This is a genomic window from Sorangium sp. So ce887 (assembly GCF_051521455.1).
GTDB lineage: Bacteria > Myxococcota_A > Polyangia > Polyangiales > Polyangiaceae > Sorangium.
This window is the reverse complement of the sequence record NZ_CP150354.1, coordinates 6,357,533-6,380,376: the sequence shown is the minus strand read 5'-3', so window position 1 is coordinate 6,380,376 and position 22,844 is coordinate 6,357,533. Positions and strand designations below refer to the sequence as shown.

The window sequence follows — 22,844 nt, the reverse complement described above, 5'->3', positions numbered from 1 at the left end:
CTTTGGCATGCGGTGCGGCCGATCGTTCCTTCTCGTCCTGAGCGCCAGCGTCCTCCTGGCGACGCGCCCGACGGGAGCCACGGGCGCCGCCGAGCGGACCTGTCCATCGAGCGCGACCCTCGAGGCGCTCGTGGCGTGCCTTCGCGACCAGATGCCCAGCCGGGGATCAGGGACGTTCGTCGCCCCGAGCTTCGCGGAGATGAGCGCCTGGCGGAGCGTCGCTTCCGCCATGCTGCGCGGCGATTGCGGCTTCGCGCTCCCTTACAGCCTGTCGCTCTTCGTGCAGATCCGGCGCTTCCGCGACGCGGACAACGGCCGCAGCTACTGCGTGCTCATGGAGACCGCCGACTGGAACGGGGACGGGGTGGTCGATCGGGGCTTCGGGGCCTTCATCGTCGACGCGAGCGCCGAGCGGGAGCTCAGCCACCAGGTGTCGCACCCGATCGCGGACGCAGGGACCGAGACGCAGGCCGTCACCGTCTTCAAGAAGACGAGATCCCGCACCTTCCTCCTGGCCGGCGCGCACCGCGACGCGAGGCCGGGCGAGGGCGGATTCCACGGCGTCTCGGCCAGCTCGGACGCCACCCGCAACGCGGCGACCATGTTCCACACAACGCATGTGGAGGTCATGGCCCATTACGGGGAGAAGCCGTGGTGGGCCATTCAGTGGCACGGCATGGCCGAGGACACGTGCGCGCCCGTGGATGTGCACCTCTCTCACGGCGTGGGCACGCCCCCCGCGGGGGAGGACAAGATCCTGGAGCTCAGGAAGAACCTCCTCGCCCGCGAGCCGACATGGCGGATCGGCGTCGCCGGCAGCCGTGCGTGCTCGCTCAACGCGACGAGCAACGTCCAGGGGCGGCTCCTCAACAGCGCGCCGATGGAGTGGGGCTTTGGCAGCGCCGCGGCGCCCCCTCCCCGGCGATCTCGGCGATTCGTGCACATCGAGCAGCACCCCGGGTTTCGCGATCCGGAACGGTGGATTGCCCCGGTGCTGGCCACCTGGCCGTGAGCCCCCTCCATCGCGCTCGTTCGCGCGACGAGCGCCCTCTCCTGGGGCCTGCGGTGGACGTAGAGGCAGCGACGAACCTGGGCGCCGCGGCCACCCCCACCCTCGTCCGCCGCGTCCCGGAGCTTCCCCGGTGTGTCCCGCCTGCCACATCGCGCGCCCGGCTTCCGCCGCGGACAGGCCCCTTGCGCCCGCGGCATCGCCATTGCTGAGTCGCGGGACCATGCTCGCCGCTCCGCGCCTCCGGTTCGCGCCTGCCGCCCTGGCGGCCATCGCCCTCAGCCTCGCGTGCGTTCAGGGCGCGCGCGCCCCCAACGTTCCGCCGCGCGGCACGCTCGCTCCCGGAGCGCTCGATCCGGGCGCCAGGGCCGCGGAGGGGCCGTTCGCGGTGGTGTTCGGCGCGCCCCGCGGGCAGACGACGAGCCCGGCCGAGATCAGCCTCGTCTTCAACCGGCCCATGCGGCCGCTCGACCTCGCCGGCGGCGAGGCCGCCGCCCCCGCCATCCTCAAGCCGCCCGCGCCGGGGAGCTGGCGCTGGGTCGGCACGAGCGGCCTCACGTTCGCCCCCGAGGGGCGCCTGCCGCGCGGCACGGCGTTCACCGTCGAGGTCCCGGCGGGCACGCGCGCGCTCGACGGCAGCGCGCTCGCCGAGCCCTACGTGCTCACCTTCCGCACCGAGCTGCCCAGCGTCGCGCGCGTCGAGCCGTGGTCGGGGAGGGACGACCTCAGGCCGGATACGCGGTTCGAGCTGAGGTTCAACCAGCCGGTCGAGACCGCCGAGGTCGCGCGGAGCGTGTCCATCAGGGCGGCCGGCCTCGCGGCCAAGGTGGCGTTCGACGTCCGGCGCCCCGACCCGAAGAACGAGATGCTCGCCGAGATCGTCCCGCGCGCGCCGCTGCCGCGCAACAGCGAGGTCGAGGTCGTCGTGGCCGGGAGCCTCCGCGGCAGCGAAGGGCCGCTGCCGGCCGGCGAGGAGCAGCGGTTCTCGTACCGCACCTACGGGCCGCTCCGGGTGCTGCGCCATGAGTGCGATCGCGACACGCCGCAGGGGGCCTGCGCGCCCGACGGGGGCTTCGCGCTCTCCTTCTCGAACCCCGTCCGCTTCGCGGACGCGAAGCGGGCGATCTCGGTGGAGCCCGCCGTCAAGCTGACGTGGCCGACGTGGCTCGAGGACAACATGCTCACGAGCCGCCTCCACCTCGGCGGGCGCTTCGTGCCGGGGCGCAGCTACCAGGTGCGCGTCGCCGCCGGCCTGCGCGACCAGCACGGACAGGCGCTCGCCGGCGCCGTCACCGAGCAGGTCGCGTTCGGCGATCGCTGGCCCGAGGCGCAGATCGGCCTCACCGGGAGCATCTTCGAGCCGGCGCAGCGGCGCGAGATCCCCGTCGTGTCCGTGAACGTGCGCGAGCTCTCGCTCGCGCTCGGCGCGATGACCGAGGAGGCGGTGCTCGCGCTGGAGGCCGACCCGAACAGCCCGGGGCGGAGCCCGAAGATGAGCGAGATCGCGGCGCTGCCCGGCGGCAAGCAGTCGGTCCTGCGCCCGGCCGCCGCGACCAACGCGCCGGCGACGCACCTCGTGCGGGCCAGCGAGGTGCTCGGCGGCGAGGGCAAGCGCGGGCCGCTCGCGATCGGGATCAGCTACACCGCGCGGCCAGGGACGCGGCACGCGCGCACCGCTTCGGAGGCGGTGATCGCGCAGGTGACCGACCTCGGGATCAGCGCGAAGGTGTCGCCGAACGGCTCGGTCGTGTGGGTGACGCGCCTGTCGACGGGCGCGCCGGTGCCCGGCGCCAGCGTGTGGATCCGGACCCCGGGCGCGCGCGCGCCCGCGGCGGTGCTCACCGACGCCGAGGGGTTCGCGACCGTCCCGGCGACGGCGTACCGGCCCGGCGCCACGCCCGGCCCGGAGCGCGGCGTGATCTTCGCGCGCTCGGGCGACGACTGGACGTACCGCCGCGTGGCCGACGCGCTCAGCGGGTGGCGCTTCGGCGCGCAGTCCGACTTCAGCGAGCCGCGCCCGTTCGGGATGGTGTTCTCCGATCGCGGCATCTACCGGCCGGGCGACACGGTGCGCGTGAGGGGGATCTTCCGCGAGGAGGCGGCGCGGGGGACGAGGACGCCGGCGGGCAAGAGCGTCGCGTTCAAGGTGGAGGGGCCCGACGGCGAGGCGCTCGTCACCCTCTCCCCGTCGCTCAGCGCCTTCGGCACGTTCTCGGCCGACGTGAAGATCCCGGAGACCGCGCGGCTCGGCACGTACGGCCTCGCCGCGACGGTCCAGGGGGGCGAGGCGGGGTGGCCGGACGTGACGGGCAGCGTCGAGGTCGCCGAGTACCGCCCCGCCGAGTTCAAGGTGAGCGTCGAGAGCGACAGGCCGAGCTACGTCCGCGGCGACAAGGCGCGCTGGATCGCGCGCGGCGACTACCTGTTCGGGGCGCCGATGACGAACGCGGAGGCGCGGCTCTCGGTGACACGCGCGCCGTCGGCGTTCTCGCCGCCGGGGCTCGAGGGCTTCACGGTCCGCGAGGACGAGCTCACCGACGCCCTGCTGGACGGGGCCCCGCGCGAGTTCGAGGTGCAGAGCGGGCGCGAGAAGCTCGACGCGGCCGGGCAGGCGGCGATCGGCGCGACGCTCGCCATGCCCGGGCAGCGCGGCACCGAGCTCGTCACGTGCGAGGCGGAGATCACGGACGTGTCGCGCCAGGCGATCGCCGGGAGCTCGACGGCGCTCGTGCACCCGGCCGAGTTCTACGTCGCCCTCAAGGAGCCCGATCGCTTCGCGAAGGCGGGCGAGGTGCTCCGGCCGGAGATCCTCGCCGTCGACCCGAAGGGGGCGCGCGTCGCGCAGGTCGCCGTCCGGGTCGAGCTCGTGCATCGGACGTGGACGCTCGCCCGCGCGGAGAGCGGCAGCGCGTACCGCAGCATCAGCGTGCCGGTCGACAAGGTCGTCGCGCGGTGCGGCGTGACGACGGCGGCGACGCCGCGCAGCTGCGAGCTCGCGGTGCCCTCCGGCGGCTACTACCTGCTGCACGCGACGGCCAAGGACCGCCGCGGCAACCCGGTCGGCGCCGCCGCCGGGGTCTACGCGCTCGGCGAGGGGGGCGGCGGCGGCTTCGGCGACAGCGACGAGCTCAAGGTCGAGCTCGTGCCCGACAGCGACAGCTACGAGATCGGGCAGACGGCGCGCGTGATCGTGAAGTCGCCGTTCGCGTCCGCCGACGCGCTCGTCACGGTCGAGCGCGCCGGGATCTCGTCGCACCGGAAGGTGAAGCTGTCGGGCGCCATGCCGGTGATCGACGTCCCGATCACGGAGGACCTCCGGCCGAACGCGTTCGTCTCGGTGCTGATCCTGCGCGGGCGGACGAAGCCGCCGCCCGCGCCCGGGAAGGGCGGGGTGCCCGGGCCCGACGTCGGCGCGCCGGCGTTCCGCCTCGGCTATGCGCCGCTGCGCGTGAACCCGGAGGCGCAGCGGCTCGCGGTGCGCGTCCGCCCGGACAAGGCGGACGCGCGCCCCGGCGATCCGCTCCGCGTCGACGTCGACGTCCGCGATCGTGCCGGCCAGCCCGCCCGCGCGGAGGTGACGCTCTACGCCGTGGACGAGGGCGTGCTCTCGCTGACCGGCTACGCGACGCCGGATCCGATCCCGGTGTTCGGCGCGCCGCGCAGCCTGAGGGTGGCGACGGTCGAGACGCGCGAGGCGCTCGCCCGGGTGCGCAACCCGTTCGCCGATCTCGGCGCCGACAAGGGGCGCGCGGGCGGCGGCGGCGCCCAGGGCAGCACGGGCGTGCGCCGCGATTTCCGCCAGAGCGCCTACTACCACCCCGCGCTCGTCACCGACGCCTCCGGGCAGGTGCGCGCGAGCTTCAAGCTGCCGGACTCGCTCACGACCTACCGGGTCATGGCGGTCGTGACCGCCGAGGACGACCGCTTCGGCTACGGCGAGTCCCGCGTGACGGCGAGCCGGCCGCTCATGGCCCGGCCGGCGCTGCCCCGCTTCCTCCGCGCCGGCGACGCGATCGACGCGGGCGTGGTCGTCACGTCGAAGGGGCTCGCGAAGCCGACGACGGTCGAGGTGGAGCTCACCGCGTCGGGGCTCACGCTCGCGGGCAGCGCGAAGCGCGCGGTGGAGCTCGCCCCGGGCGGGTCGGCCGAGGTCCGCTTCGCGCTCTCGGCGCCGCGGGCCGGCCCGGCGACGCTGCGCTTCCGCGCGACCGGGGGCGGCGCGTCGGACGTCGTCGAGGTGACGCGCGAGGTCAGGGCGCCCATGTCGCCGGAGGCCGTCGCGCTCTACGGCGACACGACCACCGCGAGCGCGGAGAAGCTCGGGGACCTGTCGGCGATCCGCGACGACACGGGCGGGCTCACGGTGAGCCTCGCGCCGACCGCGCTCGTGGGGCTCGGCGGCGGCGTGGAGCAGCTGCTCGAGTACCCGTACGGGTGCACCGAGCAGCTGACGAGCCGGATGGTGCCGCTCCTTTCGCTGCGCGAGCTCTCGAAGGCCTACGGGATCGCGCTGCCGAAGGACCTGACGGCGGTCATCGGCAAGACGGTCCGGGAGATCCTCTCGCACCAGCGCGGGGACGGGGGCTTCGGCTTCTTCGCCGAGTCGGACCGGGCGGACCTGTGGACCACCGCGTACGCGCTGTGGGGCCTCACCGAGGCGAAGCGCTACAGGGTCGCGGTGCCGGCCGACGCGCTGGAGCGCGCGACGTCGTTCCTGCGCGGGCGGCTCAACGAGGCCGGCGACGATCCGCTGCTGCGGGCGACGGCGCCGTTCATCCTCGACGTCCTCGCGGCGAGCGGCGCCCCCGACCCGGGGCGCGCGAGCCAGCTGTTCGACGAGCGCGCCAAGCTGCCGCTCTTCTCGAAGGCGCTGCTCGCCCACGCGATGGTGATCGGCAAGAGCGACAGGGCGGCCGTCGATGAGCTCGTGCGCGAGCTCGAGGGGGCGCTGCGCCTCGACGGCCCGATCGCGCGGGCCGTCCACAACCACGGCGACGCGTACGCGGTCCTCATGGACTCCGAGGCCCGCACCTCGGCGCTCGTGCTGCGCGCGCTGCTCGCGGCGCGGCCCGCGCACCCGCTCGGGCCGCGGCTCGCGGCGGGCCTGCTCGCGGATCGCCGCGGGGGCACGTGGCGCAGCACGCAGGAGACGGCCTGGGCGCTGCTCGCGCTCGACAAGTACCGCGCGGCGCAGGAGAAGTCGGCGCCCGACTTCGACGCGCGGGTGTTCCTTGGGCAGGCGGAGCTGTTCTCCGCCCCGTTCCACGGCCCGACGACCGAGCAGGTCAAGACGTCGATCCCCGCGGCGCGGCTCGCGAGCGCCGCGGGCGCGCCGCTCGCGTTCACCGTCGACGGGCGCGGCAGGCTCTTCTACGAGGCGCGGCTCCGCTACGCGCGCAAGGAGCTCCCGACGGCGGGGCTCGATCGCGGCTTCTACATCGAGAAGTCGCTGCGCGCGCTCGCGCCCGAGGAGCTCGCCGCCGCGCTCGGCGGCGGGGCGCCGGACGGCGCGCCGCGTCGGCCCGGCGCGGCGCCCTCGTCGCTCGCCTTCGCCGGCAGCGACCTCGTGCTCGGCGAGATCCTCGTTGTGACGCCCTCGCCGCGCGACTTCGTGGTCATCGACGATCCGCTGCCGGCCGGCCTCGAGGCGATCGACGCGCGCCTCGCCACGTCCGCGCGCTCGCTCGACGTCGACGCGGCGGAGGACAGGGCAGATGACGACGACGACGACGACGATCAGGACGACCTGCGCGCGACCGGCCGCGCGTACAACCCGAGCCGCTTCGTCCGCGAGGTGCGCGACGACCGGGTCCTGTTCTTCGTCGACCACATGGCCGCCGGGATGTACCGGTACCGCTACCTCGCGCGCGCCACGACGCTCGGGTCGTTCGTGGTCCCGCCCGCGCGCGCGGAGGAGATGTACAGCCCCGAGGTCTTTGGCCGGACGGGCGCCCTCGCGGTCAAGGTCGGGAGCCGGGCGCCGGACGCGGCGCCGCGCCCGCGCTGAGCCGTGCGCGCGCTCTCCCCGCCCGGTCCCGGCCGCGCAGGGCGCTGGCTCGCGCGCGTCCACCCGCGCCTGCCGCTCGTCCTGCGCCGCGCCGCGTGGCTCGCGCTCGCGCTCGCCGTCGCCCCGTGGCTCCTGCTCGCCGTCGCCGCGGCCCTCACGCCGCTCCCGCCGGCGCTCGGGGCCTCCGAGGAGCGCGCCGTCTCCACGGTGCTGCTCGATCGCCACGGCACCGTGCTCCGCGAGCTCCGCGCCGGCGACGGCGCGCGCGCGCGCTGGCTGCCGCTCGCCGAGGCCGGCGATCGCATCCAGCGCGCGCTCCTGGCCGCGGAGGACCGGCGGTTCACGCGCCACCCAGGCGTCGACCCGATCGCGATCGCGCGGGCGCTCGGCCAGCTCGCGGCGGAGCGGCGCGTCGTCTCGGGCGCGTCCACGATCACGCAGCAGCTCGCGCGCGCGCTCGTCCCGCGCCCCCGCACCGTGCGCGGCAAGCTCGGCGAGATGGCGCTCGCGCTCCGCATCGAGGCGTCGCTCTCGAAGCGCGAGATCCTCGAGCAGTACCTGAACCGGGTCGCCTTCGGCCCGGGCCTGCGCGGCGTCGAGGCGGCCAGCCGCTTCTACTTCGACAAGCCCACCGCGGACCTGTCGCTCGCGGAGGCCGCCGCGCTCGCCAGCCTGCCGCGCGGCCCCTCGCTGTACGATCCGCGCCGCGGCGCGGGGCCGCTCGAGCGCCGCCGGAACCGCGTCCTCGATCGCATGCTCGCGGCCGGCCTCGCCGGCGAGGCCGAGGTCGCGCGCGCCCGCGCCGAGCCGATCGCGCTCGCCCCGAAGGGCAGCGGGCTCGGCGCGCCGCACCTCGTCCACGCCGTGCTCGGCGGCGCGCTGGGCCCGGCCGCCGTCCCCCCCGAAGGCGGCGCGGCGCCGCTGCGCGGCCGGGCGAGCTCGATCACCCTGACGATCGACCGCGGCCTCCAGCGCGAGATCGAGGTCCTCGCGCAGCAGACCGTCCGGGGCCTCTCGGACCGCGACGTCGGCGCCGCGGCGGTGGTGGTGCTCGAGAACGCGACCGGCGAGATCCTCGCGTACGTCGGGTCGCACGACATCGAGGACGCCGCCGGGCTCGGGCACAACGACGGCGTCCTCGCGCTGCGCCAGCCCGGCTCCGCCCTGAAGCCGTTCGTCTACGGGCTCGCCATGGAGCAGCTCGGGTTCACGGCCGCGACCGTCCTGCCCGACGTCGAGCTCTCGTTCCCGACCGCGGAGGGCGGCAGCTACGTGCCGCGGAACTACGACGGGCGCTTCCACGGCCCTGTCCGCCTCCGGGACGCGCTCGCCAGCTCGTACAACGTCCCGGCGGTCTGGACGGCGGCCGCGCTCGGCCCCGAGCGCGTCCTCGCGCGGCTCCGCGAGCTCGGCCTGGGCTCGCTCGACGGCGAACCGTCGCGCTACGGCGTCGCGATCGCGCTCGGCGACGGCGAGGTCCGGCTCCTCGATCTCGCGAACGCCTACGCCACGCTCGCGCGCGGCGGCCTCTACTTGCCGGTGCGCGCGGTGCGCGCGCTCTCTCTCTCGTCGCCCGCGGGCGGCGCCGGCGCGGCTCCCGTCGAGCCGCCCGCGGCGCCTCCAGGGCGCGGCGCGCGCGTCCTCGACGCCGCGCGCGCGCGGGTGATCGTCGACATCCTCGCCGACGACAAGGCGCGCATCGGCTCGTTCGGCGAGGGCAGCGCGCTCGACCTGCCGTTCCCTGTGGCCGCGAAGACGGGCACCTCCAAGGGGTTCCGCGACAACCTCGCGGTCGGCTTCACGCCCGACGTCACGGTCGCCGTCTGGGTCGGCAACTTCGACGGCTCCCCCATGGGCGGCGTCAGCGGCATCACCGGCGCGGGCCCGCTCTTCCGCGACGCCATGCTCGCCGCCGCGCGCGTCCGGCCGCCGCGCCCCTTCGATCCGCCCGATCCCGAGCTGCTCGCCGAGGTCGAGGTCTGCGGCCTCTCCGGCATGCGGCCGACCGCCGCGTGCCCGCACCGCCGCCGGGAGCTCCTCCCGCGCGGCGACGCCGCGGCGCTCGCGCCGTGCGACATGCACGAGGCCGTGCGCATCGATCGCCGCAACGGCCTGCGCGCCGGCGCCTGCCCGGACGCGGCGGTCGAGGAGCGCGTCTTCGAGCGCTACGACGCGGAGCTCACCGCCTGGGCGCGCGCCGCCGGCCGCCCCGTCGCGCCCGAGGAGGCGTCGCCCCTCTGCGGCCCGCTCCCCGGGGGCGACGGCGTCCCTCCGGCCGGCGCGCGCGTCCGCGTCGCGTTCCCGCCTGACGGCGCCCGGTTCGTCCTCGACCCCTCGGTCAACTCGCTGCAGGCGATCCGGCTCCGGGCCGACGTCCCGCCGGGCGTGCGCCGCGCGCGCTTCGTGCTCGACGGCCGCCCGATCGAGGTCGGTCCCCCGTTCGCGCTCGACTGGCCGCTCGTCGCCGGCGCGCACCGGCTCCGCGTCGAGGCGGACGGCGCGTCCGCCGGCGAGGAGATCGCGTTCTCGGTGGAGTGAGCGGCGGGCGAGGGGAGGCGCCCGTCGATCGTGGTCAACCGGGCCGCGCCCGCCCCCGCCGCGCGCGTCATCCGAAGATCGGCAGGTCCTCTTCCTCGGAGAGCGGGAATCGCTGCACGAGCGGGTCGTCCGCGATCCCCGCGAGCCTGCGCAGCGCCTTGTGGATGTGCCCCGGCGTGATCCGGACGCCGCCTTGCTTGGGCGCGAGCGTCACCGGATCGACCTCCAAGGGGTTGTGCCGATCGTCCGTCGCGCCGATCACCCGGTTTCCCGGGATGCCTGCGCCGACAAGCATCATGCTCGTGATGTTCCAGTGGTCCTTGCCGTTGCCCTCGTTGTAGCCCGGCGTCCGCCCGAAGTCCGAGCCCACGACGATGACGATCCGGTCGGCGATGCCCTGCTCCTCGGCGGCGGCCAGGAGGAAGTCGACGCCGTCGCAGATCTGGGTGAGCCGCGGGATGTGGCTGTCGTCGTGGTTGCCGTGGGTGTCGAACCCGCCGATCGTCAGGTTGGCGCTGACGCAGATGCCGGCCCGGTAGGCCGCGAGCGCGACCTGCGCCTGCCGCCTCAGCGAGGCGTCCTCGAACTTCTCGGGCAGGAACTGGATGAGCTGCTTGAGCTCGTTCTGCCCGACGCGGGATGTGAAGAGCGTGCTCATCGCCTGCTTCACGTGGGGCAGGCGCTGCTGCTCGAGCTTCACCCCGTGCCGCGCCTGCCGCGCCTCGAGGATCCGCGTCATCGTCGCGTCGGTGTGGTACTGCTCGAGGTTCTCGTTGTTCGACGGATCGATCCTGTTCGGGTAGGCGAGCCGCTGCAGGAGGCCCGTGTCCGGCACGCGGGTGACCGCCACGAGGTTCGCCGTCGTGTCGTAGCCGCCGTTGCTGATGAACCCCATCGGCAGCTCGCCGCCGTGGACGCCGGCCACGAGCGCCGCGAAGCCGGGCTTGCCCTCGCGGAGCGTCCCGGACCAGGTGTTGCGCACGCCCGCGTCATGGCTGTTCGTCGCGGTGTCGATGCCGTTGATGACGAGCAGCCGGCTGTGGTGCTTCTGGAAGAACTCGGCGTTGCCGCCGACCGGCGCGAACCTGAGGTTGCCGGCCGTCCCGATGTCTGCGTTCAGGTAGCTGCGGTTCATCGCCTCCCGCCGCTCCTGCTCCTCGACGCTCATCGCGCCCTTCGGATCGCAGAGGCTCGTCGGGTCCCAGCCGCCGCTCGCGTGGAGGTGGACCCAGAGGGGGCCTGTGTAGGGGTCGGCCGCCGCGGCGTCCCTGGACAAGGAGCCCGCTGCGACGACGCCAAGGCCCGCCATAGATGCCAGTTTGAGGAAATCTCGACGTTCCATGGCTGCTCCTACTGGTAAAGAAACCTGAAGTCCGACAGGAGATAGGTCATCACGCTCATCCACGCGCGGATCGTGTACTTCTCGTCCCGCTGGAGCCTCTCCTCCTCGGGCAGCCCGTCGCGGGTCCAGTAGTCGTTGTTCACGTGGCAGGCGCCCGGCAGCCACGTCGAGAGCCGGCCCTCGTCGCCCTCCGGCTTCTTCATGCCCGCCTTGCCCTCTTCCCACGTCTCGAGGAAGACCTTGTAGGTCCGCTCGAGCTCCGGGTCGCCGAGCTCGAGCGACTCGCCGAGCACCCGCTTGTGCAGGTACTGGATGTTCTGCTTGATCGCCTCGACGGCCGGCAGCACGTCGAAATCGTTCGTGTCCCGCGGCTCGAACGTCGCCTCGACGAAGGGGAGGAGGAGCCGCTCCTCCTGCGGGAGCTTCAGATCGCGCGGCACCGAGATGCACGACATCTCGTTCGCCATCCGGTCGGCGACGTTGGCCATGATCCCGTTCGGCTCGGTGATCCGCTGGATCACCTCCTCCGAATCGATGCCGCCGTACAGCAAGCGGTAGGCGTCGCGCCGGAGCAGGAAGTCGTAGCGGCTGCCGTCGTCCTCGAACGCCCTCGGGCGCCACGGATACCCCGTCACCGCCCAGATCTTCCGGTGCAGCTGCTCGGGCCCGAGGAACCGCGTGCCGCCGAGCTGTGAGGGCGCGTTGCCCTGCGACGACGCCTGCAGGACGTTGCGCGCGCGAAAATAAGGGCTCTTGACGATGGCCTTGACGACCGTCTTCAGGTTGTAATCGCCGTCGGCGAAGTCGCGCGCCATCGCGTTGAAGGCGTGATACTGGGCGAGGTACGCGCGGAACTTGGCGCTGAACTCCGGATCGTCGTTCGTCGGCGCGACGAGCGGCTTTTGCCCGGTGAGGCCGGTGTACATCGTGTAGACCGCCGCGAGCGCGAAGCGGGGGTCGTCGGCGACGCGCTTCGCCACCCACGAGAGCGCGCTCGGGAACTCGCTGAACGGCACCGACAGGGCGCCGAAGCCCGGCGGCCGCATGTCCTCGTACCAGGCGTCGTCCGCCCGGTACCGCCCCGACGAGTCGAAGGTGTGGAACCCGCCCGACAGCGGGTCGAGGGCGGCGTGGCAGACGGTGCACGCCGCGTTGTTCATCGTCGGGTTGAAGTCGGTGATCTTCGTCTGATCGAGCGGCTGCTCGGCCGTCTTCAGGATGTCGGTGCCGAGGAAGTACTGATAGACCATCCTCGCCCGGTGGCGGTTCCTGTTGGTGCTCGTCGTCGGGTGCCTGGAGAGGAAGACCGGCGAGGTGAGCACGCCCGCGAGCGGGATCGGATCGCGCTTCGCCGGGACGAACTCCTCCGGATCCGCGTCGTTCTCGAACTCGGCCGTCACGCCGTACGCTCTGGCGGAGAACGGGTTCACGACCGTGTAGTCGGCGGTGAGGACCTCCTTGAAGGACCTGTCGTTCCGCACGATGTAGGCGATGAGCTCGAGCGGCTCCCGCCCGACACCCCGGTTCGTCCAGGACTTCATCCTGTTGATGACGTCCTCCAGGTCGCGCGCGCCGTATTTCGCGACCAGCGCGGGATCTTGCGGGAGGCTGTTGTACCACTTCGGGTCGTACGCGTCGCTCCTCAGCAGATCGACGGCCGCCTCGCCGTTCAGGTAGCGATCGGTGAGGAAGAGATCGTTGTAGATCTCCTTCAGCCGCACGTAGAACGCCTCCTCGGTGAGCAGCTGGTCCAGGATCGGATCGAGCGCGTCCATGCCGCTCTGCGCGACGGCCTGCTCCTCGGCCTCGGTGGGGAGGCGGCCGGCGAGCTCGAGGCTCGCCGTGCGGAGCGTCTCCTGCGGCCCGCTCATCACCACGCCGGCGAAGGACGCGTTGACGTCCGTCTCGCAGGACGAGGGGTTCTTCGTCCGGTCGACCATCTCCCGGAGCGCCTCGTACTCGGGGCTGTCCACGCCGATGACGTGGCCGCCGCCGTGCTCGATCGTCTTCGTCGGCTTGAGGAGCACGTACGACTCGCCGCTCAGCTCGAGCCCCGCGAGCGATTTGAACGTCGCGAGGTTCTTGTCGAGGAAGCCCGCCTCGCTGCTCCCGGCGAGGATCAGCTTCGATTCCGCCGCCTGCCCCTGCGGGTTATGGCAGCCGATGCACTTCGTCGAGAGGATGGGGACCCACACCTTCTCGGCGAAGAACTGCTCGTCGGAGATGCACGGGCCGTCGGCCTCGCTGCTGCAACCGCTCGACGCGGACGCGAGCGCGGTCGCGCCCGCGGAGAGCCCGAGGAGCCCCAGGGCCGTCGCGGCGCGCTTCCGGAGTAACCATCCTGTTCTCGGCATAAGCATCCTCGCCGGGAGCGCCTGCGCGCGCCCCCGCGTTGAAGGGACCGGGAGTGCGGAGCCCCGAACCGCGTTGATCGACACACGGTCGAACAACCCAATGTGGGCTGTCGTTCAACGACGCCCGATGAAGCGAGCTGGAGAAGCGCCCGCATCATCTCCTGCGTAGCCTCCCAGTCTAACCTCTCGAGGGCCTTTCCCGCTATGCGCTAGGCACATCGAAGGATCTGAATTTTCCCCGATACCTCTCGTGGTTGTGAAGTTTTGCGATACGACGCTGTGGCTCCTCCGGAAGGCGCGTACCCGGTGCGCCCAGGTGGGCGCAGTCATGCGGTGGCGGGGGCGTACGTGAATGTGGTCAAGTCCGGAGAAATCGAATAACCGTTGGATATGAGCTCCACGAGGGATGCGACCCGCGCTCGCGCGGTTCAGTGGTTCGTTCGCGGCGGCACGCTGCGGGTGGCCGGCCGGGATCCTGTCAAGATCGGCGTCGCGCCGGTCGTGGTGGGGCGCGATCCGAGCTGCGGTGTGGTCGTCGACGATCCGGAGATCAGCTCGACGCATTGCGAGCTGCGCGCCGAGGGGCCCGGCGTGCTCGTCCGCGATCTCGGCAGCAAGAATGGGACGTTCGTGTCGACGGTGCGCATCCGCGACGCGATCTTGACGGCCGCGTGCGTGATCCAGGTCGGCGGCTCGGTGCTGGGCTTCGAGCCGCTCGACAAGGAGCGCGTCGACGTCGGCTTCGACGAGAGCTTCGGCCCGCTGATCGGCGCCTCGCCGCGGATGCGCCACCTGTTCCGCCTGCTGCGCGAGGTGGCCGCGACGGAGCTGTCGCTGCTCATCACCGGGGAGACCGGCACGGGCAAGGAGCTGGCGGCGCAGGCGATCCACGACGGATCGAGCCGGCGCGGCGGCCCGTTCATCGTCGTGGACTGCGCCTCGCTGCCCGGCGCGCTGGCCGAGAGCTTCCTGTTCGGGCACGAGCGGGACGCCTTCCCGGGGGCGACCGAGCGCAAGGGCGGCGCTTTCCACGAGGCGAACGGCGGGACGATCTTCCTCGACGAGCTGGGCGAGCTGCCGCCCGAGCTCCAGCCGAAGCTGCTCCGCGTGCTGTCCGAGCGGAAGCTGAAGCGCGTCGGGTCGCGGGTCTACGAGCCCGTCGACGTGCGGATCGTCGCGGCGACCCGCCGCGATCTCGGCCGCAGCATGAACACCGGTCGCTTCCGGAGCGATCTCTTCTTCCGGATCGCCCAGATGCGCGTCGAGCTGCCGCCGCTCCGCGAGCGGCGCGAGGACATTCCGCTGCTCGTCGAGAGCGTCTGCGCGCGCCTCGGGTGCCCGGAGCGCGCCGTGGAGATGGTCAATCTCATCACGACGACGCTCGGCCAGCACGATTTCCCGGGCAACGTCCGCGAGCTCATGAACGTCACGAGCGTGGCCGCGAGCCTGCCGCCCGGGGCCGAGGCGATCGCGGCGATCCTCCCGCTCGAGGGCGGCGGCGACGTTGTCGCGCCGACGTCGGCCTTCGGCGAGGCGAAGCGGAGCGCCGTCGCGGCGTTCGAGCAGCGCTACTTCAGCGAGCTGATCCGCGCGACGAGCGGCAACGTCAGCGAGATGGCGCGACGCGCCGGCATGGAGCGCCACCACGTGCGGATGTTCCTGAGGAAGCACGGGCTGACCGCGAAGCAGTGAGGCGCGGGCGGTGACATAAGATGCGCTCTCTGTGGTCTGCTTCGCTGTCCGAGCGCTAGAGCACCAATCATGTTGAAACCGGGAGAAATTTCACAGGGAGGCGGGGAGGCGGGGAGGAAGAAAAAAAGAATCTCTCCCTCGCCGTCTCTCCCTCCCCGCCTCCCCGCCTCCCTGTGAAATTTCTGCTTTTTTTCGGGATTTCAACCCGTTTGTCGCTCTAGTACTACAGCCGCACGTCGGTGAGCACCGAACGAGCTGGGCTCCATCCGTGTGCGGAGGAGCCAAGCGTCACGATCGTCCGCCCGCTCATCGAAATCCGCGGAGATTCCGCGACGTGCGGCTGTAGTACTAGGCGCCGCCCGCGCCGCCCGTGCCGGCGGCGCCGCCGCTGCCGCCGGTGCCGGCCGGGTCGCCGCCCGCGCCGTTGCCGCCGGTGCCGGCCGGGTCGCCGCCCGCGCCGCTGCCGCCGCTGCCGCCGCCCTCGCCGCCCTCGCCGCCCTCGCCGCCGCCCGTCGTGGCCGTGGTGGTCGTGGCCGGGTTGCCGCCGCAGCGCTCCGCGGAGCGGCAATCGCCGCAGGAGCAGCCCTCGAAGTACTGCGCGCACGAGCCGTTGTCGGTGCAATGGTCGGTGCACCGCGGCGTGTCCGTGCAATCGGGGCAGGTGCAATCCTCGTTGAGGTTGCACCCCTCGGCGTCGTTGCACCCGCGCGACGGGCTGCATTCGGCGACGCTGTGGGCGCAGTCCTGGCAGGTGCAATCCTCACCGTCGGGGGCGTCGGGCCGCAGATCGCAGGCGCCGTCGTCGTTGCAGAAGTCGAGGCAGTTCGCCGTGTCCGCGCAATCGGGGCAGCCGCAGCTCTCGGGGACCTGGGCGAGGATCGTGCACCGCCCGTCCGGGCTGCCGCCGAAGCAGCCGAAGCCGAGCGAGCCGCCGGCGCCGGCGACCGTCGCCGCCGTGGTCGTCGAGGTCGCGTCGGCCGCCGGGTTGCTCGAGCAGCCGCCGCTCACGGCGAACCCGACGACGAGGGAGGAGGTGAGGAGGGCAAGAAAGGCGCGCATGCCCGACAGCATCTCTCCCGCGAGCGCGTCACGTCAACACCGCGCGTCGTCAGGAGCGCTCAGCGGAATGCCACGTCCCTGTCCGCCGTCTTCGCGCGGACGACGGCGCGCTCGCGGACAAGGAAATCGCGCACCGCAGCGTCGAGGCGCGGATGCGCGAGGTGGTGGGCGCTGTGGGTGATGCTCGGAGCGAATCCGCGTACGAGCTTGTGCGACCCGCCCGCGCCCGGCTCGAAGCGGCGCAGTCCCCGGGCGATGCAGTCCTCGACCGGATGATAATAGCAGACGTTGAAATGCAGGAAGGGGCGCTCCTCCGAAGCGCCCCAGTAACGGCCGTAGAGCGTCGTCGGCCCGGCGAGGTTGAGCGCGCCCGCGATGGGGCGTTTGCCGTCCCGCGCGAGGACGATCTCGACGCCTCCCCGGCCCCCGGCGCGCTCCCCGGAGGAGCGGAGCCGGGCCGCGATCTCCTCGAAGAAAGCGCGGTTCAGGTACTGCCGGCCCCAGGCGAACTTCTCCACCGTGGAGGCGTAGTAGCCGAACATCACGTCCACGATCTCGGGCGTGATCTCGGCGCCGCGCAGCGTCTCGATCGAGAGGCCCTGCTTCGAGACCTCGCGCATCTCGCGCCGGATCTGGTGCCGCCTCTTCGCGTTGAAGCGCGCGAGGAAGTCGTCGAGCGTCGCATACCCCTCGTTCTCGAACTGGAACTGGATGCCGCAGCGGTGCGCCATCGCCGCGCCGGAGAGGGCGGCGGCCTCGTCCTCGGTCGGGAACAGGACGTGGGCGCCCGAGATGCGGCTCCGCGCGACGAGCTGGCGGAGCGTCTCGGCGAACACCTCGAGGAGCGCCGGCCGGTCCTCCGGGCGGCGCACGAGCAGGCGCGGCGACGTGGCGGGCGTGAACGGCACCGCCACGACGAGCTTCGGGTAGTACGGCGCGCCGAGCTGGTGGGACGCCGACGCCCAGCCTTGATCGAAGACGAACTCGCCCTCGCTGTTGTCCTTGAGGTACGCGGGCGCGGCGGCGAGCAGGACGCCCTCGGCCCGGAGCGTGATGTGGTGGGGCAGCCAGCCCGCCTCCTCGCCCACGCACCCCGTCCGCTCCAGCGCGTCGAACCACGCCCAGGAGAGGAACGGCGCCTCGCCCGCGCCGTCGAGCGCGTCCCACTCGGTCTCCGGGATCTCGCGGATGGCGCCGTGGACGTGCGCTTCAAGCTCCATGGTCGATCATCGCAGCGTGGGTCGCGCCGCCCGACCGGCCGGTGAGCTCCTGGATCGACCGCGCGCCGGAGCGCGCCACGAGGTCCGACAGCCCGCGCGCGATCGCGGCGGGGAGGAGGGGGCCGCCGTAGATGAAGCCGGTGTAGAGCTGCACGAGGTCGGCGCCCGCCTTGAGCTGGTCCATCGCGTGCTCCGCCGACTCGATGCCGCCGGCGCCGATCACCGTGACGCCGCTCCCGAGGCGCGCGCGGATCCGCCGCACCATCGCGAGCGAGCGCTGCCGGAGCGGCGGGCCGCTCAGCCCGCCCGCGCCCATCGCCTCGACGGCCGCCGCGCCCGTCGCGAGCCCGTCGCGCCGCACGGTCGTGTTCGTCGCGATGACGCCGGCGAGGCCGACCTCCTCGACGACGGCGAGCAGCGCCTCGAGCTCCTCGTCGCCGAGGTCCGGGGCGACCTTGATGAGCAGCGGCAGCGGCGCCCCGGCGCCGCGGTTCTCCCGCGCGATCGCCGAGAGGAGCGCCCGCGCGATCGCCGGCCCCTGCATGGCCCGGAGGTCCTTTGTATTCGGCGACGACACGTTGATCACGACGAAGTCGGCCGCGCGCCGCACCTCCCGGAAGCTCGCGAGGTAGTCCTCGATCGCGGGCTCGATCGGATCGAGCGGCGCGACGCGGGACTTGCCGATCGAGATGCCCACCGGCACGCCGACGGCCGGCGCGCCGCCGCGGCCCTGGAGCCGCTCGGTGACGCGCGCGGCGCCCTGGTTCGGGAACCCGAGCCGGTTGATGAGCGCCCGGTCGGCCGGCAGCCGGAAGAGGTTCGGCGGCGGGTTCTCGGCCTGGGGCTGCGCCGTGACGGTCCCGAGCTCGACGAAGCCGAAGCCCAGGGCGGCGAGCGCGCGCGCCCGGCGGGCGTCCTTGTCGAAGCCGCCCGCCAGGCCGAGCGGGGAGGGGAAGTCGAGCCCCAGGGCGCGCACCGCGATGCGCCCGTCGGGGGGCGCGAGGCGGGCGCGCACGAGGGCGCGGAGCGGCGCCGCATGCTCGAGCGGGGCGAGCGCGAGCATGCCGAGCTCGTGCGCCAGGCGGGGCGGCAGCGCGAAGAGGAGCGGTCGGACGAGGCGGTACATCGGGGCGCGTCTCCGTTGCGTGCGCGGCGCCGGAGGGGCCGGCGCGCGGCGCGGCGGTGGGCGATACCACGACGCACCGGGCGCGTGTGCCGCCATCTGGGGAGGCGCGCGAGGCGCGCGAGGCGCGCGAGGGGACGCGACGGGGGCGCGGGCGCGATCCGGGCGAGCGCACGCCGGACGAGGCGCGCGTCGGCTCTGCTAGACTCGGCGCCCCCATGACGGCCCCCGAGATCCTCGATCGCCCAGGCGATCCCAAGCCATCGACCGACCTTGGCGAGCGCTTCGCGAAGAGCGCGGACGAGATGTCGGTGCTGCGCGAGCGCGGCGTCGCGGCCGCGCGCGACCTCTGCGCCTTCATCGATCGCGCGCCGACGCCGTACCACGCCGTCCGCGAGGTCGCCTCGCGGCTCGCGGGGGCCGGCTTCTCGGAGCTCGGGGAGCGCGACGCGTGGGCGATCGCTCCGGGCGATCGCCGCTTCGTCATCCGGGGCGGGTCGACGATCGTCGCGTTCGTCGCCGGGGTCGAGCACCCGGCGCTCGGCGGCTTCCGCATCCTCGGCGCGCACACCGACTCGCCGAACCTCCGGGTGAAGCCGAGCGCCGAGCTCTCGCGGAGCGGCTACCAGCAGCTCGGGGTCGAGGTCTACGGCGGCGTGCTGTACTCGACCTGGCTCGATCGCGATCTCAGCGTGGCCGGCCGCGTCCACCTCCGCAGGGACGGCCGGATCGAGCGCCACCTCGTCGACCTCGGCCGCCCCGTCGCGCGCATCCCGAACCTGGCGATCCACCTGAGCCGCGGGGTCAACTCCGAGGGGCTCGTGCTCAACGCGCAGAAGCACCTCGTCCCCGTGATCGGCCTCGGCCGGGAGGCCGATCTGCGCGCCCTGCTCGCGCGCGCGGTCGACGCGCCGCGCGACGCCGTCCTCGGCTTCGATCTCTGCCTGTACGACACGCTCAAGGCGTCGCTCGGCGGGCTCGCCGACGAGTTCGTCTTTGCATCCCGACTGGACAACCTCGCGAGCTGTCACGCCGCGACCACCGCGCTGATCGGCGCGGGCGCTCCTGGGGCGGCGACGCGGGTCGTCGCGCTCTACGACCACGAGGAGTGCGGCAGCCGGAGCGCGGTGGGGGCGGCGGGCAGCGTGCTGCGCGACGTGCTCGCGCGGATCGTCGACGCGTACCCGGCGCGCGAGCCGCAGGCGTTCGCCCGGGCGATGGCGGGCTCGCTGCTCCTCTCGGCGGACATGGCCCACGCGGTGCACCCGAACTACGCCGACCAGCACGAGCCGCGCCACGCCCCGCAGATCAACCGCGGGCTCGTCATCAAGTCGAACGCGAACCAGTCCTACGCCACCGACGGCGCGACGGCCGCCGCGCTCGAGGCGCTCTGCCACGACGCCGGCTACGCGCCGCAGCGCTTCGTCGTGCGCAGCGACCTCCCGTGCGGCAGCACGATCGGCCCGATCACCGCCGCCGCGCTCGGGATCGCCACGGCCGACGTCGGCGCGCCGATGCTGAGCATGCACTCCTGCCGCGAGATGGCCGGCACCCTCGACGTGCACCTCGCGATCGAGACCTACCGCCGCGCCCTCGCCTGAGCGCCGCGCCTAGCGGTTGTCTTGCGATAGCAGCGTGAAGCCGATCAGCTTGTAGAGCAGGCGCGCGCCGACGTTGCCGTCCCAGTCGTCGTGGTCGTCCTTGGGCGCGACCTCGTTCAGGTCGAAGCCCACGATGCGCCGCCCGCTCTTGTGGATGCGCCCGATCAGCGCGACGGCCTGCTGGAACGACAGGCCTCCGGGCACGGGCGTGCCGGTGCTCGGGCACAGCGTCGGATCGAGCCCGTCGATGTCGAAGGTCACGTAGACGTCGTCCGGGAGATCCTCCACGATCGCGTCGGCGATCAGGTGGAACGGCTCCCCCTCGAAGAGCCGATCGGCGATCGCGGCGTCGACGTGGGCGACCACGCGTCCGTTCGACGCGCGGATGAACCTGAGCTCGTCCTCGCTCATGTCGCGCAGCCCGACCTGGACGATCCGCGAGATCTTCGGGTGGCGGGTCGCGACGTTGTGCATGATCGAAGCGTGGGAGTCGGTGAATCCCTCGTACGCGTCGCGCAGGTCGGCGTGCGCGTCGACGTGGAGGATCCCCATTCCGGGGTAACGCTCGGCGTGCGCCGCGATCGTGCCGTAGGGCGCGGAGTGGTCGCCGCCGACGACCCCGACGATCTTGCCCCGCTCCATCCACCGCATGGCGAGCTCGGTGACGCGCTCGTTCAGCTGGCGCGACAGCGCGTTGACCGCCGCGAGGCGCGCCTCGAGGTCCCGGTCGCCGGCGACCGCTCCCTGGGCCGTGATCACCGGCTCGGCCGCCGCGCACGCCTCGGCGTTCCAGCGCACGATGTCGGGGTCGACGTCGAGCATCGAGATGCCCTGCTCGTACGGCCTGCCCGTGTGCAGGTCGAAGAGGTCGACCTGCCGGCTGGCCCGCAGGATCGCCGAAGGCCCCTTGGCGGCGCCGCGGCGGTAGGACACCGTCGGCTCCCAGGGCACCGGGATGAGGACCACCCGAGCGTCCTCGGCCGTGTGTGGCAGCCCGTAGATCCCGTGGCCAACCGCGGGACCGTTCGGATCGAAACCGAGAGGGGATGAGCTCACGCGGCCACGTTGGCGGTTCGCGACAAGGTCGTCAAGCGCGAGCCTCGCCCGCCAAACGCGCGGCGGAGCGCGGCGGAGCGCTCCACCTCACGCTCCGCAGAGCACCCGCGGAGCGCCTTCCACACCCGGGCTCGCCGGCGCGAGGTGCGTAGAGGTGATCGCACCGAGCGCGGGACATCGTCGTGAAACACGGGTGTCGTGCGCGACGCCGCGAAGCGCCCGTCGGAATGCAACTTGGGGCTTCCAGCACCGACGAAATGGGGTACGAAGGGTGCCCAGACGATGGATGACGGGCCTCCGCGCCCGTTCGGATCGGCCAGCGCTGCGGCGCGCTGCCGGTCGGTCCGGCGCGCGGGCCCATCGCACCCTGAAGAACAGCTATGCTCCGGTACCGCGCTGATATCAAGACGCTCCTCTTCGTCGCGACGTATTTCGTCCTCGTGGCGGTGCAATGGGTCTACGCGCCGCGCTCGCTCTGGCTCGCGATTCCGCTCCTCGCGATGACCTGCGCGTTCTCGTTCCTCGGCGCTGTCGCGACCCACAACTCGATCCATTGCCCCGTCTTCCGGCAGCGCTGGATGAACCGCGCGTTCCAGGTCGCGCTCACGCTCACCTACGGGCACCCGGTCAGCGCCTACGTCCCCGGCCACAACCTCAGCCACCACAAGTACACGCAGTCCCGGCGCGACGTGATGCGGACGACGAAGGTGCGCTATCGGTGGAACCTGCTGAACGGGCTCCTCTTCATGAGCCGCGTGGTCCGGGACATCCTGCCCGCCGACATGCGCTACTTCAAGGCGATGTACCGGCGCAACCCGCCGTGGTTCCGGCAGATGCTCCTCGAGTCGGCGGTGTTCCTCGGCACGATGGGCGCCCTCCTCGCGCTCGACTGGCAGAAGTTCCTCGTCTACGTGCTGATCCCGCACCAGTACGCCGCGTGGGGGATCGTCACCATGAACTACCTCCAGCACGACGGCTGCGACGAGGACAGCGAGCACGACCACTCGCGCAACTTCGTCGGCCGGCTGGTCAACTGGTGGACGTACAACAACGGCTTCCACTCCATCCATCACATGGAGCCCGGCCTCCACTGGAGCCTCTTGCCGGCCGAGCACGCGAGGCGCGTGGCGCCGTTCATCCACCCGAACCTCGACCAGCCCTCGCTCCCCGCCTACCTGCTCCGCACCTTCGTCTGGCCCGGAAAGCGCCTGCGCTACGACGGCGCCCCGGTCGTGCTCCCGCAGGAAGAGCCTGACGAGGAGTGGATCCCCGGCCCGAAGGAGACGCCGGGCGACGTCTCGCTGGGCGCGATCGCGCCGAGCTGACGCCCGGTCTCCTGTCCTTCACGCGCCGGACACCCCGCGGCGTGAGCGAGGGCCGCGGTGACCGCGGCCTCGCCATCCCTGGATACGTTCGAAGAGGCACCTTGCGGCCACGACCGGGAGCCCCGGGTCGTGGACGGCGCAAGCGTGCAGGGCTGGCCCGGCGCCTCGGCACCGGGCTCTCGCCTCCCCCCGGGTTAGCGCGGCTGATTCTCGCGCGGCTGGTCTCCCCGCGATTCGCCGCCCCGGCGACCGATCTCGGCCATGTGCTGGCGATCGCCGCTCACGGCCTCGCCCCCCTTGCGTCCGATCTCGGCCATGTGGGCCCGGTCCTGGCTCACGCGCTCGCCGCCCCGGCGCCCGATCTCGGCCATGTGCTTGCGGTTCTGGCTGACGACCTCGCCGCCCTTCTTGCCGGCGGCGCGGGCCTCGTCGCGCGTGAACTCGTGGGCCGTGCCTTTCTCGTGGGCTGCCTTCCCGCCCTTGCTGGCGATCTTGCGCTGACGCTCCTCATCCATGGC

Annotated in this window: 13 protein-coding genes; 6 read left to right on the top strand and 7 right to left on the bottom strand. The window is 73.0% G+C overall.

The genetic code is table 11. The features are described 5' to 3' along the window. Window positions 1-7: 7 nt before the first annotated feature. The 3 genes from WMF36_RS23485 (at window position 8) to pbpC (ending at window position 9,554) form a co-directional block, all read left to right on the top strand. Window positions 8-1,012 carry a hypothetical protein gene (locus tag WMF36_RS23485; RefSeq protein WP_437572969.1) on the top strand — a complete coding sequence of 335 codons (1,005 nt, stop codon included), beginning with the start codon at window positions 8-10 and terminating at the stop codon, window positions 1,010-1,012. Between the two features lie 220 nt (window positions 1,013-1,232). Beyond that, on the top strand, window positions 1,233-7,016 hold the full coding sequence (locus WMF36_RS23480) for an Ig-like domain-containing protein (RefSeq protein ID WP_437572968.1): 5,784 nt from the start codon (window positions 1,233-1,235) through the stop codon (window positions 7,014-7,016). Between the two features lie 3 nt (window positions 7,017-7,019). Then, window positions 7,020-9,554, top strand: coding sequence for a penicillin-binding protein 1C (pbpC, locus tag WMF36_RS23475; RefSeq protein ID WP_437572967.1), 2,535 nt, complete (start codon window positions 7,020-7,022; stop codon window positions 9,552-9,554). Between the two features lie 67 nt (window positions 9,555-9,621). Here pbpC and WMF36_RS23470 read toward each other — a convergent pair whose 3' ends face one another. Next, a complete protein-coding gene (locus WMF36_RS23470; protein WP_437572966.1) occupies window positions 9,622-10,863 on the bottom strand; it encodes a DUF1501 domain-containing protein in 1,242 nt (413 codons plus the stop codon). 41 nt (window positions 10,864-10,904) lie between these two features. Then, the gene (locus tag WMF36_RS23465) at window positions 10,905-13,250 is read right to left on the bottom strand and encodes a DUF1588 domain-containing protein (RefSeq protein WP_437572965.1); all 2,346 of its coding nucleotides are present in this window, start codon (window positions 13,248-13,250) and stop codon (window positions 10,905-10,907) included. A 390-nt stretch (window positions 13,251-13,640) separates the two neighbouring features. Between WMF36_RS23465 and WMF36_RS23460 the strand changes: the two genes are divergently transcribed. Next, the gene (locus WMF36_RS23460) at window positions 13,641-14,942 is read left to right on the top strand and encodes a sigma 54-interacting transcriptional regulator (RefSeq protein ID WP_437572964.1); all 1,302 of its coding nucleotides are present in this window, start codon (window positions 13,641-13,643) and stop codon (window positions 14,940-14,942) included. Window positions 14,943-15,290: 348 nt separating this feature from the next. Here the strand turns inward: WMF36_RS23460 and WMF36_RS23455 are convergent, their stop codons facing one another. From WMF36_RS23455 to WMF36_RS23445, 3 genes are read right to left on the bottom strand one after another with little or no spacing between them, the layout of a single operon-like run. Continuing rightward, the gene (locus WMF36_RS23455) at window positions 15,291-16,001 is read right to left on the bottom strand and encodes a hypothetical protein (protein WP_437572963.1); all 711 of its coding nucleotides are present in this window, start codon (window positions 15,999-16,001) and stop codon (window positions 15,291-15,293) included. Between the two features lie 59 nt (window positions 16,002-16,060). Beyond that, window positions 16,061-17,221, bottom strand: a complete 1,161-nt coding sequence (locus tag WMF36_RS23450; RefSeq protein ID WP_437572962.1) for a GNAT family N-acetyltransferase — start codon at window positions 17,219-17,221, stop codon at window positions 16,061-16,063. Continuing rightward, entirely contained in the window at window positions 17,211-18,347 is a 1,137-nt protein-coding gene (locus tag WMF36_RS23445) for a quinone-dependent dihydroorotate dehydrogenase (RefSeq protein ID WP_437572961.1), read from the bottom strand. Before WMF36_RS23445 ends, WMF36_RS23450 begins: the two co-directional genes overlap by 11 nt. Window positions 18,348-18,649: 302 nt before the next feature. Between WMF36_RS23445 and WMF36_RS23440 the strand changes: the two genes are divergently transcribed. After that, on the top strand, window positions 18,650-19,945 hold the full coding sequence (locus WMF36_RS23440) for a M18 family aminopeptidase (RefSeq protein WP_437581949.1): 1,296 nt from the start codon (window positions 18,650-18,652) through the stop codon (window positions 19,943-19,945). 9 nt (window positions 19,946-19,954) lie between these two features. Here WMF36_RS23440 and WMF36_RS23435 read toward each other — a convergent pair whose 3' ends face one another. Beyond that, a complete protein-coding gene (locus WMF36_RS23435) occupies window positions 19,955-21,001 on the bottom strand; it encodes an agmatinase family protein (RefSeq protein ID WP_437572960.1) in 1,047 nt (348 codons plus the stop codon). Window positions 21,002-21,381: 380 nt separating this feature from the next. Between WMF36_RS23435 and WMF36_RS23430 the strand changes: the two genes are divergently transcribed. Next, window positions 21,382-22,326 carry a fatty acid desaturase family protein gene (locus tag WMF36_RS23430; protein ID WP_437572959.1) on the top strand — a complete coding sequence of 315 codons (945 nt, stop codon included), beginning with the start codon at window positions 21,382-21,384 and terminating at the stop codon, window positions 22,324-22,326. A gap of 194 nt (window positions 22,327-22,520) precedes the next feature. Here the strand turns inward: WMF36_RS23430 and WMF36_RS23425 are convergent, their stop codons facing one another. After that, on the bottom strand, window positions 22,521-22,841 hold the full coding sequence (locus WMF36_RS23425) for a KGG domain-containing protein (RefSeq protein ID WP_020737259.1): 321 nt from the start codon (window positions 22,839-22,841) through the stop codon (window positions 22,521-22,523). Window positions 22,842-22,844: the final 3 nt, after the last annotated feature.